Raw genomic sequence first — 12,871 nt, forward strand, 5'->3', positions numbered from 1 at the left:
GCCGCTTTCGCGGCGGGGATGCGTGTCAGACCGGAGGGGTCTTACTTGTGGTTCTTGTATTTGGCCGCTTCCTTGGCCTGTCCAAGCACCAGCGCAAGCACACAGACCACGATTGCGATCAGCGTGAACAGACCCGGCAACGCGCCGCCGGCGCCCATGAAGATCGCGCCGCTAGCCGCGTCCCATGTCGGTGTGTCGAATGGATATCCCATATGTCAGTTCCTCCTTGTTCAGCTGGCCGCCGGCGGTGACGCGGCGATCCCTTCGGGATAGGCCTGTGCGGGCACCTTGACGGTGTCCAGACCGGCGATTTCAGCAGCTTCAGGCACCCGAAGCATACCCACCATCTTCAGGATCAGCGCGCTTACATATCCTGTAACAAGCCCGATCGCGATGAACACGACGGCCCCCACGATCTGACCCACGAGGCTGATGGTCGGCGCGCCCTCGCCCAGCAAGGCGGGATAGCCCACACCGAAGATACCAAGCGTCACAAGGCCATAGATGCCGATCGTGCCATGCACCGTGACCGCCCCCACCGCATCGTCGATCCCGAACTTCTCGAGGAAGGTCGCCGCAGGCTTGAGGATCAGGCCAGCGCCGAAGGCGATGATGAAGGCAAGTGCCGGCCAGTAGATGTCGAGACCCGACGCCACCGAGATGATCCCGGCCAAAGCGCCCGACATCATCCAGAACGGATCACGCGTGCCCAGCCATGCGCCGATGATGCCACCGGCCACAGACATCAGGATGTTGAAGCTCAGCGCGCCAAGATTGGTCGGCGTGCCATAGATCGTGGCGAAATTCGCACCCCAAGACCATGCCTCGCCGCCGACGACGACACAGGCCATCAGGAAGCCCCAGAAGCCGACGATGATGAGCATCAGGCCCATCGCCGTCAGCGGCAGATTGTGACCGGGAATGTGGTTCGCCGTGCCATCTGCGTTGAACTTGCCGACGCGAGGACCAAGGTTGATCAGCACACCAAGCGCGAAGAAGCCCGCCACCGCATGGACCAGACCCGCCGCGCCGAAATCATGCAAGCCCCAGCTCTGCACCAGCCAGCCATCGGCGTGCCAGCCCCAGGCCGCCGCCAGCGTCCAGCTGAACCCGCCAAGGATCACCGCAAGGATCACGAAACCCACGGTCTGGATGCGTTCGATCACCGCCCCCGACATGATCGAGGCCGTCGTGGCGGCGAACAGCGTGAACGCCCCCCAGAACACGCCACTGATCTGATCGTCGATATTCGGCCCCATGGCCGCAGCCGCCTCGCCCCAGCCCCATGCAAAGCTGTTGGCATAGGCCGCGCCGGAAATGCCGTTGGGTCCTTCGGACAGGCTGAACCCCGTGGGGAACGCCCAATAGACCCACCAGCCGAAGAAATAGAACGCCGGGATCACGAAGGCGATGGCAAGGATGTTCTTGACCCCCGACGACAACGCGTTCTTGGCCCGCGAGGCGCCCATTTCATAGGCAAGAAATCCCGCATGGATGATGATCATCAGCGGGATTGTCAGGTAATAATATGTCTCGGCGAACATCGTGTTCGTCAGGTTGCCCTTGGTTTCGATCGCGGCGACCTTGGCCGCAAGTTCCGCTAGCTGTTCTTCCATAGTCACTTCACCTCCATGTTGGCCGTGCCACGTTCATCCGCGCGGCGTTATCGGCAGCATCAAAAGTCAAGCGCCTGAATCGGTCTGCCCAAAGAACTTTCTTGACCCCAAAGCACCAAGCGACCGTCCTGCATGGGGTGTTTTCGGTGCAGGAATGCGCGGTGGCGCCGCACCGTTTGACGCAAGGTAAGCCTTTGCCTTTTCGGTGAAAATCCGGCATTTTGAACGACCGGGACACCGGCTGCAAAAGGCCGCGCCGCGTCAGTCAAAGTCAGCATCGCTTGAAAAGAAAATCTCGGCTCTGGCATTATTTTATGCGAAAATCAGGACCATTGCGCAATTTTGCATCGCTTTGTGAATCGATTTTCCTGTAGATGTGGTCCACTATTGGCCCAATCATCACCAATATCAGACCGATCAGAGAATCTGGTTGCCGCGCATCTGGACCATGGCGTGACATCGATGGCGGCAAAGGACGTTTTCCATGCCCCGCAACGCGCCCGCCACGCAGCTGCCATCTGGCGCAGGCGGGCGGATTGGCCTAGATGCGGGTCATGAAATTCGAATTGCCCGACCTTTGCGCCCTGCGCGACCTGAGCGTCGATACGATCATCGACGCCCGCTCGCCTGCGGAATACGCCGAAGACCACCTTCCCGGCGCGATCAACCTGCCCTCGCTCAGCGATGCGCAACGCGCGGAAGTCGGCACAATTTACGTTCAGGACGACCGTTTCAAGGCGCGCAAGATCGGCGCGGCCCATGTCGCGCGCAATGTGGCGGGGTATCTCGAGGGGCCTTTGGCGGACAAGCCGGGCAACTGGCGACCGCTGGTCTATTGCTGGCGCGGCGGGCAGCGCTCGGGCGCTTTCGCCACGATCCTGCAGCAGATCGGCTGGCGGGTGCAGGTTCTCGATGGCGGCTACCGTGCCTATCGCCGGCATGTCGTCGACATGCTCTATGAGCAGCCGCTTGGCCTTAGTCCGGTGCTGCTTGACGGCAATACCGGCACGGCCAAGACCCGCCTTCTGGCGCTGCTTGCCGAACGGGATTGGCAGGTGATCGATCTCGAAGGTCTGGCCAATCATCGCGGCTCGGCTTTGGGCGACATGCCGGGCGGTCAGCCGACACAGAAGCTTTTCGAGGGCCGGCTGGCCCAAGCGCTTGCCGGGCTCGATCCGCAGCGTCCGGTGGTGATCGAGGCCGAGTCCAACAAGGTCGGGCACAGGATCGTGCCGCCATCACTCTGGCAGGCGATGCGCGCGGCGCCAAGCGTCGAGATCAGCGCGCCATCCGCCGCGCGCGCCGCCTTTCTGGCCAGCGCCTATGCGGATATCAGCGCAACGCCCGACCAGCTGTGTCATCAGCTCGACCTGCTGCGGCCCATTCGCGGCCACGCCCTTGTGGATGCATGGCAACGGCTGGCGGCTCAAGGCGCGTTCACCGATCTGGCACATGCCCTTATTACCGAGCATTACGATCCGGCCTATGCCAAGGCCCGACAGCGCAACGATGTTTCAACCGCGCATCGCGTCGCCGTGGATGATCTGGATGATGCAGCCCTGATCCGCGCCCTGCCCCGGATCGAGGCGGCGCTGATGCGCGCCTTTAACCCTAGCGTAGAAGAAGCCGCGCGCTGTCATCCGTGACCTCTCCGATCTCAGCCGCATCGATGCCCGCCGCGCGCAATGCATCGAGACAGGGACCCGCTTTCCCGGACGGGACCGCCGCCAGCAAGCCGCCCGCAGTCTGTGGATCGAACAGCCATTCCGGCGGCTCGGCCCCGTCGATATAAGGCATCGCATGGGCCGCGTTGGCGCCTTGCAGCGACGATGAGATCCGCCGCTCTACAAGCGCCGCGACCCCGTCCAGCAAGGGAATATCCGCCAGCCGGAGAATCGCACCGCAGCCACTGGCCTGCATGATCGCCAGCAGATGCCCCGCCAGTCCGAAGCCCGTGACATCGGTCATGGCGCGCGCATCGGCCCGCAAGATCCCGGAGTCCTGCGCGAGGGGCCGCTCCATCGAGGCCATGGCGCGCGCCACGACATCCCCATCCGCCTTTGCCGCCATCGCAGCGGCCAGGATGATCCCCGTCCCCAGAGGTTTGGTCAGGATCAGCCGATCACCGGGCCGCGCCCCGCCAATCCCGATGGGGGCATCGCGGCACAGTCCCGTGACGGTGAAGCCGATGGTCATCTCGCGCCCCTGCGTGGTATGGCCGCCGATGATCGCAGCCCCGGCATCGGCCATCACCTCGGCAGCACCCGCCATGATCTCGCGCAGGGTATGGCGCTGCTGGCGGTCTGCCATGCGCGGCAGAATCACATTGACCAGCGCCGATTGCGGCTCGGCGCCCATCGCCCAGACATCGCCCAGCGCATGCACCGCGGTGATCCGCGCCATGGCCCACGGATCGGCGGTAAAGGCGCGCAGATGATCGGTGCTCAGAACCTGCGTCTGCCCGCCGATCCGCAGAACGCCCGCATCATCTCCGGGAAGGCTCAGGACATCGTCGCGCGCCACCGGCGCCAGCTCGGCGATCATCCCGCCCAAAGCGCCCGGCCCCACCTTGGCGCCGCAACCACCACAGATCACCGGATGATCCGCCATCTCGGCGCGCACGCCATTGGCCACATCCTGCGGCACGACCGGGGCGGGCATGTCGGGCAGATCGCGGAACTTCTCCATGAAGCGCTGATCGATCCAGTCCTTCCAGCGCCACAGCCCCGGCAGGGACAGCCCGACACCGCCTCTATCGGCCAAGGCCCGCTTGCCGCCAAGTGACACGAGCTTCAGGAAATCGGCCTGCGGGTTGAAGATGCGGCGCTGCGCCCCGGTCAGATCGGCGCGCAGGTTATGGGTTAGGATGGGGGCGGCGCGCACCGCATAGACCCCGGCCTTGGGGCGTGGCGCATGGCGGATATGGGCGCAGTCGCCCACCGCATAGATCGCGGGATCGTCCACCACGCGCAGCCATTCATCCACCTCGATGAACCCGTCCTTGAGCGGCAGGCCGCTTTGCGCAAGCCAGCCCCAGGGGCGCGCCCCTGCCGCGCCCACCACCAGACGCGCCGCGATCAGCGTGCCATCGGCCAGCCTGACCGCGTCGGGCGTGACCGCCGCGACATCCACATGCTCGCGCAGCTTGATCCCGGCTTGCCACAATGCCTCCCACAGCGCGCGGCGCGTGCCCGCTGCCGTGCCCTGCAGCGCCTTTCCCGCATCGAGCAACGTGATCTCGGGCCGCGCGGCACCCACGGCGCGCAAGCGGTGATGCATCGCCAGCGCCAGCTCGACCGCGCCCACGCCCGCGCCGATCAGCGCCACGCGCGGCACCTTGCCACTTCCCGCCACCGCCGCGACATACCGCTCCCAGGCCTCGGCGAACGGGCCAAGCGGCTTGGCGGCGATGCCGTGCCGGTCAAAGCCCGCGATCTCCAGCGGCGCCGACGAGATGCCGATGTCGATCGACAGATGGTCATAGGCGATCGCCGGTCGCCGCTCGAGCTGCACCAGCCTTGCGGCACGGTCCAGACCCACGGCGCGATCCTGCACCAGCCGCGCGCCTGCGAACTGCGCAAGGCGCAGCAGATCGATATCAAGCGCCTCTCGCGGGTAATGACCGGCCACATGCCCCGGCAACATGCCGGTATAGGGCGCTTTGACATTCGGGTCGATCACGGTCAGCCGCACACCGGGCAACGGTTTCATGCCCCAGCGCCGCAGCATCAGGGCATGGGCATGTCCTCCGCCGATCAGCACCAGATCACGGGTCACGGGAAGATCGGTGTTCATCGCAATGTCCGCCTTGTCGTTCAGAACGTATCAGCACGACAAGAACAGGAAATGCGCGCAAATGGAATGGGACCAAATGCAGCGCATCTCGGGCGGCGGTCAGGAGCCGTTATGCCCCTTGACCATTTTCTGAAGCTGATTTGGCGACAGCTCTTCTTCGCCCAGAAACTCGTTCAGCATCGATTTGTAGGGCTGTCTGCCGGGCGGATTTTCGCGGCGGCGGTTCTCGATATTGACCAGCGTCGTGTCCCTTTGCGTTTCGATCAGCGGCAGGGTGCTGTCGTCCTCGGTGTCGCGGGCCAGATTGAACAGCACTTTCAGGATGCCCGCCTTGGTCACCCACCGTAGCGGATGCCGTTTTCCGACGGTCAATTCCAACGAGACATCGCGCGGAAATTTCGCCAGCGCCACCTGAAGCCGGCGATTGAGCGGTTTTTCGATATCCTCGCGCGACAGGCTGTCCCGCCCGTTCTGAATGCACAGGAACAACCCGCCCCCACGGTAGGAGAAGAAACAATTGTCGCGCCGCATCGTGTCCGAGATGACGCCCGCGACCAGATGGATCAGTTGGCGGAACTGGTCGGGCGAGCAGACCTGATGCGCCTGATCGGCCTGCCAGATCCGGATCGAGCTGACCGAGGACTGGAACATTCCGAATCTCGGCAGTTGCATGATGTAATTCTCGAAGGCGGTATAGCTGAGCACGCGATCGATATTGCGGATGTCGATCACTTCGGCGAAGCCGGCATCCTGGGTCGTGTCGCCAGAGGGCGCATCTCCACCGCCTCCACCGGTCTGGGCGCTTTCGGTGCTCGCCATGGACGCGGTGCTGCCTTCGGGCCCTTCCTTTCCGACGAACCGCTGGCTGCTTTTGATCCGCGCCCGCAATTCACCAAGCTCAAAAGGTTTGGTGATGTAGTCGTTGGCCCCTGCCGCAAAGGCGCGATCCAGATGGTCGAGCTGCGCCATCGCCGTCAGCATGATGATCGACGTATTGGCATAACGGGGCGTGTTGCGGATCTTTTCACACAAGGTGATCCCGTCGATCTGCGGCATCTGGATGTCGAGCACGAAACAGTCGAACTGCTCTTCGCTGGTCGCAATGCAGTCCAACGCCTCCACGCCGCCCGGGCAGGCGGTTACGTCATGCCCGCAGGACGCGCTCAGGAACTGCTTGAGCAGAGCCAGAATGCTTTCGTCATCGTCTACCAGCAGAATCTTCATCCTGTCGGTCTCCCGTGTGATCCACGAATGACTGCTGACTACAAAAAAGATACGTCCCGCAGGCTTTGGATGCGTACCGACACACGTTTCTGAAGCTAGTTAACGATGTCGTTCAAAATATGGCGTCAGAGTGGCTTTCCCCCGCCGAAAGCCGCGCCGAACAGGCGCTTACAGGCCACGCGGAGAATCGGTTTTTTCCGATGTTTTGAAGGGAGATAGGCGGCGGAGACGTCGGATACGGCCATGCTCCGGCCACGAAGAATTTGGCAAAATGATGTAAAAACTGGGCACCGGGGGCGGCATTGCGCCCGCGAGATCCCGAATCCGGCATCGCTTGCCCGCCCGGATCATCCAAGTTCCACCTTAATTTGCACAAAGATTTTCCCGATTTGTCGGGCAGCCTCCATTGAGAGTTTGGGTATCGAGTTCCTTCAGTCCAAGACACCTGTTTCCAGAATGGCGGATACCCGGATGAAGATCCTGACCGTGGATGATGACGATTCCTTCGTCGAACTGATCGAACGATCGCTCAGCGCCAGCGACAATCACGAGATTGTCACGGCTCTTTCGGGTGCGGAAGCCATCAACATCCTCAGGAAGGATGAAACCGCCTTCGATTGCCTGCTGTTCGACATTCAGATGCCCGAGCTTGACGGGATCAGCCTGTGCCGGCATGTCCGCACCGATCCGCGCTATGCGACGACGCCCGTCATCATGCTCACCGCGATGTCGCAACGCCACTATCTCGACAACGCGTTCGCGGCCGGGGCGTCGGATTATCTGAACAAGCCGTTCGACTTTCAGGATCTGCGCGAAAAGCTGCGATCGTGGCAGCGCACGGATATCGCCCACTACAAGCCCGCAGGCGGTGTCGATGCCTTTGGCCAGCCTGTCGCGCGCACGATCACGTCATCCGATATCGACCTTGCCGCGCATCTTGAATCTCTGGATCTGCCGCGGCTCGTGGAATATCTCGCCTTCGAGAATTTCGTGCTCAAACGCGCGCAGCAGACCTCCAAGCGGTTCTGCGTCGGCGCGCTCAAGATCTCGAATTTCGAGCAGTTGCAGGACGAGCTGTCCGGCGCCGAACTGATCCGCGTGATCTCGGCCTATGGCAGATTGCTGTCGGTCGGCATGCGCAAGCTCGACGCGATGTTTTCCTATCGCGGCAGGGGCATCTTTTTGATCGCCTGCCCCGGCTTCGCCCGGCTTCTCAATGCACGCCTTCAGAGGGCTTTGGCACAGGCCGCAGGCCAGCTTGATCACGCAGATGCGGCGGCACAGGCCCGGGTGCACCACGTGCTGGGGGTGCCCTTCAGGGTCAAGACCCCCGATGATGCGATTTTTGCGCTTTACGAGGCGGTCAAAAGCGTCGAGTCGCTGAACATCGCCAAATCGCTGGACAAGGTTCCGGCACGGCAATTGGGCAACCTTTATTTCAACGACGAGCTGGCGCATCTCGAAGCGCGCGGCTATCGCGCGCTCTTCAAGGACGATATCCGCAGTTCGGACGGCAACTGGCCGCCTGCCAAGATGCTCATGCCGAAAGGCTGAAACCGGCGGCCAGCGCCCCTTTGAGCGCGACCAAACCCAGAAAATCTTTGGAAAAACACGGCAAAGCCATGCCTGCCGCCAAGTCACGCATGGCGCGATAGCCTTCAAATCAAGGACAATCTTGCCGCAACCCAGCCAAATGTTGCGCCAGCGCAAAAAAGAACTGGCACAAATGCATCACCATGTCTCATAATAGCCACTAAAAAGCCATTATTGAGCGCAGGTTATGAAAACATTCAAAGTGCCTCCGGAAACTTCTCCGGCAGCCTCCGTATTTCCAGAGCTGTCACCGGATGGGGCGCCCTCGCGGGCGCTAACGAGCAGCCGTGACAAGAAACGCCTCAGAATTCGCGCGGAACGCAACCAGAGCACCGGGATCGCCAATGTCCGCGCCAGCAGCCTGTCTTTCGCCAACATGCATAATTACGGCGAGCTTCTGGTCAATTACCTCAGGGCGCGCAAACACGTGTTCATCGACCAGCTGGACTGGGACATCTACCAGACCGACGGTATGGAATTCGACCAGTACGACACGCCGCAATGCCGCTGGATCGTCGTGCATGAATTCGGCGAGATCCTGGCCGGTATCCGGCTTCTGCCGACCACGGCCCACTGCGGCATCTACAGCTACATGCTGCGCGATGCGCAGCGCGGCATTCTGGACAACATGCCGACGGATGTTTTGTTCATGCAGGCCCCGGTCGATCCCAAGGTCTGGGAAGCCGCGCGCGTGTTCATCACCGAGACCGTGCCCGCCCAACGCCGCTTCGATATCCAGCAGGTGCTTGTCAGCAAGCTGATCTCGACCGCGCGGGCCGAGGGGGCGTCGCATGTGATCGGCATCGTTCCGGCGATCTGGGCGCGTTGGTTGCGGCGGCTCGATCTGCGTGCCGTGCCGATCGGCCCGCGCTTCCATATCGACGGCACATACAGCCAGGCCATCCTGTTTAACGCCGTCAACGCGATGAATTGAGCGGCGTCGGGGATCACTCCCCGGCGACCATGCGTCCTTCGCCCAGATGCCGGTCGGCCCCGCCGGACCAGTCCTGCGCCGCGTCGTGATTGCGCTCGGGCTGACGTTTGAGATCGAATTCCAGAAAGAAGGTCGTGCCCTCGCCAAGGCGGCTCTTGTAGTGGATCGTGCCGTTATGCCGTTCGATGATCCGCTTTGAGATATTCATGCCAAGACCGGTCCCGCCGACCTTGCGCCGATCCGACGAATCCACCTGGCTGAACCGGCCGAACACCTGTGCCTCGCAGTTTTCCGGAATCCCTGTGCCGGTATCCTGCACGCTCACGCGAACACGGTCGTTGTTCTGTTCGACCCGGACCGTGATGACGCCCCCCGCCTCCGAGAATTTCAAAGCGTTCGACAACAGGTTGCCAAGCACCTGCTGGATGCGCGCCTCGTCGCCGTTGATGAACACCTCGTCTTCCGGGAATTCCTTGCGCACTTCGATCTGCTCGGCATTGGCCTGCGCCATGATCGCATCGACGCTTTCGGAAACCACCCGCGAGATATCAAGGCTCTGGAAGCGGAAGATCATCTCGCCGCTTTCGATCTTCTGCAGATCCAGCGTCTCGTTGATGAGTTCGGCCAGCCGGTTGCTGTTCTTCACCGCAATCTCGAGGATCGGCTTCAGATCGTCGGGCACCTGCGCCACACAGCCCGAATTCATCAGATCCAGCGAGAACTTGATCGAGGTCAGCGGCGTGCGCAACTCATGGCTCATCGTCGACAGGAATTGCGACTTGATCTCATAGGCGCGCTTGGCGCGGTCATGTTCCAGCTTGATCTTCTGCAGCTGCTTGAGGCCCTTGCGGTAGAGCTTGAGAAACACGAACGAACAATCGACGATGAAATACAGCACGAAAGCGACCGTGAAGAATTCAAGCCAGTGATGCGAATCGAGCGGCGGTCTGAGCCGCACGATATCCATCACCGAAATCGTCAGGAACGTGGCCCCGTAGATCATCAGCCGCAAGATCAGCGATGGCAGGATCTGGTGGTTGTTCATCGCCGCGAAAAGCGCCGCCGCGAACAGGAAGAACAGCGGCATGAAATGGCCGCCCGAATTCTGCTGAATTGCGATCAACAACACGAAAAGCGAGATCATCACCGCGCTCATCCCGGTATTGACCATGACCCAGACAAGAAATCTGCGCGCCGCGATCGGGTCGTTGCCCTCCCACCGCTGAACGCGTCGGGTCAGAACCAGATCCAGGACTTCGCTGAACAACAGACCCGAATAGCACACCAGCGCAAGCGCCGGATCGAAATAGAAGGCCGATAGGATCATCGCCGCAAGAAAGCTCGCCTGACGTTGCCAGATCAGTTTCTTGGTGATATTGACATAGTCGCGCAACTGCCGTTCGAGCGTGTCGCTCGACAGGTCATGTTCCAGGCTGACCTTGGGATCGTCCGTTGTGTTCATGTCTGCAATTACCAGCTCTACAATTGCCCCGGTCTATCGGTGCTTCGCGAATTTATTTGGTCGCGATTGCGGTGAATTTTGGGCCTTTGGCGCGTCTCGCGCCGAAGCTCAGGGCCGCTGCGCCACCCGTGCCGGGCGTTGGCTCGCCTTCCATGCCGCCAGAACCGCCGCCATGCCCGCCTCGGGAACCAGCGCCAGCATGCAGGCCGCGCCGTCGGTCGCGATCACCGCGCGCCCGGCATCGCCCAGCGCGATGACCGTGCAGGCCGGTTTTTGCCCGACCTTGGGGCAGCCCGTCCGGCCATGCTCCGGCAACAAGCGCCGCAGTGTCGCCAGCACATCAGCCGGCCCGTCACTGCCGGTCTCGCCCTGCCCGCCCTCAACCCTGAGCCACGCCAGACATTGCCCGGACAGCAGCTCGAAAAATCCATCCAGCCCGCCATCGCCGCCCAATGCGGCAAAGCTTTCGACCAGCGCCCGCGCCGAGCAACTGGCCATGCCCCCGCCCACCCCGCTGGCGCGGCCCAGAAGATGCAGGCGCACCGGCCCTGCCGCATCGCGCGCCAGCGCATGCAGGCGCCGGGCATAGATCTGTGCCGCGCTCAAAGCCCCCTCGTCGGCGCCGATATCCGTCTCCTGCGTCACCAAAGAAAGCGCCATCAGCCTGCGGTTCGAAATGCTCAGCCGCGCCAGCTCCTGCCGGTCGGCAATGAGCGCATAGGACCGGGGCAAAACCGTCTCCTCGATCTGCCGCGCCACCAGACGGATCAGATCCTCCGGGCCATGTGCGGCCTCCCGCAGGCTCGCCCGCAGATCGGCATCGGGTGCTGCCACGCGCGCAAGGGTCCGGCGCAGGTGCAGGACGGTGCTGGTGTCGCGCGTCGAACTGGCCGGCAAGGTGCGTCCCATCATCTTGTCCGCTCCGCGTCATCCAGAATGAGTTTCGCGCGTGCGGTCATCGTCCCGATCTCGTCCGCCGTCTCGCCCACGGCACAGACCACATCTGCCGCGTTGCGCAGCGATCGCACGAAGACACGCACATCCGAAGGCGTCAGAACAAACAGATCGCTGACCGGTTCGGCCTCTGCCGCAAGCCTGTCCGCCGCCGCGAACCCTGCCACCGCCTGTGCGAACATCTCGTCCAGCCGTTCGCGCGGGCATGGGGCCGCGGAACTGGTGCGCAGCGCCAGCGAGGTCTGCAAATCCCCGAACGACACCAGCGAACAGCCCGCGATCCCGGCACGCATCTCGTCAAGTCGGTCCGAAAGGCTCATTTTTCCCCCATTGCAGTCATCCGGTCAGTCATCTCCGTGGCCCGGCGGGCCGGATCGCTCGGGCCGCGCCGATCGTCTCGGATTGTCTGATGGCGCCTGCACGCGCCGCGGCATGATCGCCGGCGCGGCATCCGCAGTCAGGTCAGGGCCAGACGGGTTCTCGACCGCCGTAAGCACCACCCCGGCCCGCGCCGACGGGTCCTCGGCCTGTCCGGTCAGCCTGTCGAACGGATCATGCCCCGCGGGCGCGGATCGATAGGGCTCCGTGCCCGCGGCCAAGGGCGCATTGAGCAGCAGATCGACCAGATGCTCGACAAAGGCCGCCGCACCGCTGGCATCCCAAAGGCCCGCATCCTCTTCGGCGGCCAGCGCCTCGGTCAATGAGACCGGATAGATCGCCTCGAACAGATCGCCCGCCTCTTTCTGCACCCGCTTGAGCACGCGGCTCCGGTCGCGCGCGTTGCGCAGTTTGTCCATCTGGGTGATCAACAACAGGTTGCGCCCGTTGGTGCCCCCGGCGATCTGCTCCCAGACCGCCGCCTCGGATTGCCGCCAGGCCTGTGTCGCATGGGTGCACCACACGACGCTGTCGACCTCGCGGATCATCGACATCCAGACGTCTGAGGACATGTTGGGGTCGGAAATCCCCGGCATGTCGATCAGATCGCAGATCTCGAGCGTATCGGCTTCGGTCTGCAGCCGGATCACCCGTGTATCCGCCAGCGACACCTCGTCGAGCTCCGCGATATCCAGATCGCGCTCGGTCCCGTCATGGCCCACGGCCACGGCGCGATCCGCGCCATGGCTGATCCAGATCGGCGGCAGGCGGGTCGCGGTGATCCGCACCGGCAGGGGCGCGCCCCCCAGAAGCATGTTCGACAGCGTGCTCTTGCCCGCGCTGAATTCCCCCATCAGGGCAAGCCGCGGTTTGCGTGCGGCGGTCTCGGGGATCAGTTCCGCTGTGCTCATGGCC

11 protein-coding genes are annotated in these 12,871 nt (G+C 62.8%); 3 read left to right on the forward strand and 8 right to left on the reverse strand.

What is annotated here, in order from left to right:
* Positions 1-41: 41 nt before the first annotated feature.
* On the reverse strand, positions 42-212 hold the full coding sequence (locus RAZWK3B_RS21430) for a hypothetical protein (RefSeq protein WP_007814151.1): 171 nt from the start codon (positions 210-212) through the stop codon (positions 42-44).
* Between the two features lie 18 nt (positions 213-230).
* Positions 231-1,616 (reverse strand): ammonium transporter, encoded by a 1,386-nt coding sequence (locus RAZWK3B_RS08505; protein WP_007814153.1) that lies wholly within the window; start codon positions 1,614-1,616, stop codon positions 231-233.
* A 554-nt stretch (positions 1,617-2,170) separates the two neighbouring features.
* Here RAZWK3B_RS08505 and mnmH point away from each other — a divergent pair.
* Positions 2,171-3,262, forward strand: coding sequence for a tRNA 2-selenouridine(34) synthase MnmH (gene mnmH, locus RAZWK3B_RS08510; RefSeq protein WP_157132203.1), 1,092 nt, complete (start codon positions 2,171-2,173; stop codon positions 3,260-3,262).
* Here mnmH and selD read toward each other — a convergent pair.
* Together selD and RAZWK3B_RS08520 are read right to left on the reverse strand one after the other, a co-directional pair.
* Entirely contained in the window at positions 3,228-5,411 is a 2,184-nt protein-coding gene (gene selD, locus RAZWK3B_RS08515; protein ID WP_007814156.1) for a selenide, water dikinase SelD, read from the reverse strand. The two genes, mnmH and selD, sit on opposite strands and share 35 nt — an antisense overlap.
* A 99-nt stretch (positions 5,412-5,510) precedes the next feature.
* On the reverse strand, positions 5,511-6,635 hold the full coding sequence (locus RAZWK3B_RS08520; protein WP_007814157.1) for a response regulator: 1,125 nt from the start codon (positions 6,633-6,635) through the stop codon (positions 5,511-5,513).
* 471 nt (positions 6,636-7,106) lie between these two features.
* On the opposite strand from RAZWK3B_RS08520, the gene RAZWK3B_RS20175 reads away from it, so the two are divergent.
* Both RAZWK3B_RS20175 and RAZWK3B_RS08530 read left to right on the forward strand, forming a co-directional pair.
* Positions 7,107-8,189: a response regulator gene (locus tag RAZWK3B_RS20175; RefSeq protein WP_157132204.1), complete on the forward strand. Its 1,083-nt coding sequence runs from the start codon at positions 7,107-7,109 to the stop codon at positions 8,187-8,189.
* Positions 8,190-8,415: 226 nt separating this feature from the next.
* A complete protein-coding gene (locus RAZWK3B_RS08530) occupies positions 8,416-9,162 on the forward strand; it encodes an acyl-homoserine-lactone synthase (RefSeq protein ID WP_007814159.1) in 747 nt (248 codons plus the stop codon).
* 13 nt (positions 9,163-9,175) lie between these two features.
* On the opposite strand, the gene RAZWK3B_RS08535 is transcribed toward RAZWK3B_RS08530, so the two are convergent.
* The 4 genes from RAZWK3B_RS08535 to RAZWK3B_RS08550 all read right to left on the reverse strand — a co-directional run bounded on the left by RAZWK3B_RS08535 (position 9,176) and on the right by RAZWK3B_RS08550 (position 12,867).
* Positions 9,176-10,624, reverse strand: coding sequence for a sensor histidine kinase (locus RAZWK3B_RS08535; protein ID WP_007814160.1), 1,449 nt, complete (start codon positions 10,622-10,624; stop codon positions 9,176-9,178).
* Between the two features lie 108 nt (positions 10,625-10,732).
* Positions 10,733-11,536, reverse strand: coding sequence for a hypothetical protein (locus RAZWK3B_RS08540; protein WP_007814161.1), 804 nt, complete (start codon positions 11,534-11,536; stop codon positions 10,733-10,735).
* Positions 11,533-11,898: a hypothetical protein gene (locus RAZWK3B_RS08545; RefSeq protein ID WP_007814162.1), complete on the reverse strand. Its 366-nt coding sequence runs from the start codon at positions 11,896-11,898 to the stop codon at positions 11,533-11,535. The genes RAZWK3B_RS08540 and RAZWK3B_RS08545 overlap by 4 nt, the downstream gene beginning before the upstream one ends.
* Before the next feature lie 24 nt (positions 11,899-11,922).
* Positions 11,923-12,867 carry a dynamin family protein gene (locus RAZWK3B_RS08550; RefSeq protein WP_232279500.1) on the reverse strand — a complete coding sequence of 315 codons (945 nt, stop codon included), beginning with the start codon at positions 12,865-12,867 and terminating at the stop codon, positions 11,923-11,925.
* Positions 12,868-12,871: the final 4 nt, after the last annotated feature.

Source organism: Roseobacter sp. AzwK-3b (genome assembly GCF_000170875.1).
GTDB lineage: Bacteria > Pseudomonadota > Alphaproteobacteria > Rhodobacterales > Rhodobacteraceae > Roseovarius > Roseovarius litoreus.

What these genes read in the sequence shown, in the direction of transcription:
- RAZWK3B_RS21430 (WP_007814151.1), bottom strand. Translation starts at nt 212, where the DNA reads ATGGGATATCCATTCGACACACCGACATGGGACGCGGCTAGCGGCGCG.
- selD (WP_007814156.1), bottom strand. Translation starts at nt 5,411, where the DNA reads ATGAACACCGATCTTCCCGTGACCCGTGATCTGGTGCTGATCGGCGGA.
- RAZWK3B_RS08530 (WP_007814159.1), top strand. Translation starts at nt 8,416, where the DNA reads ATGAAAACATTCAAAGTGCCTCCGGAAACTTCTCCGGCAGCCTCCGTA.
- mnmH (WP_157132203.1), top strand. Translation starts at nt 2,171, where the DNA reads ATGAAATTCGAATTGCCCGACCTTTGCGCCCTGCGCGACCTGAGCGTC.
- RAZWK3B_RS08550 (WP_232279500.1), bottom strand. Translation starts at nt 12,867, where the DNA reads ATGAGCACAGCGGAACTGATCCCCGAGACCGCCGCACGCAAACCGCGG.
- RAZWK3B_RS08540 (WP_007814161.1), bottom strand. Translation starts at nt 11,536, where the DNA reads ATGATGGGACGCACCTTGCCGGCCAGTTCGACGCGCGACACCAGCACC.
- RAZWK3B_RS08535 (WP_007814160.1), bottom strand. Translation starts at nt 10,624, where the DNA reads ATGAACACAACGGACGATCCCAAGGTCAGCCTGGAACATGACCTGTCG.
- RAZWK3B_RS20175 (WP_157132204.1), top strand. Translation starts at nt 7,107, where the DNA reads ATGAAGATCCTGACCGTGGATGATGACGATTCCTTCGTCGAACTGATC.
- RAZWK3B_RS08545 (WP_007814162.1), bottom strand. Translation starts at nt 11,898, where the DNA reads ATGAGCCTTTCGGACCGACTTGACGAGATGCGTGCCGGGATCGCGGGC.
- RAZWK3B_RS08505 (WP_007814153.1), bottom strand. Translation starts at nt 1,616, where the DNA reads ATGGAAGAACAGCTAGCGGAACTTGCGGCCAAGGTCGCCGCGATCGAA.
- RAZWK3B_RS08520 (WP_007814157.1), bottom strand. Translation starts at nt 6,635, where the DNA reads ATGAAGATTCTGCTGGTAGACGATGACGAAAGCATTCTGGCTCTGCTC.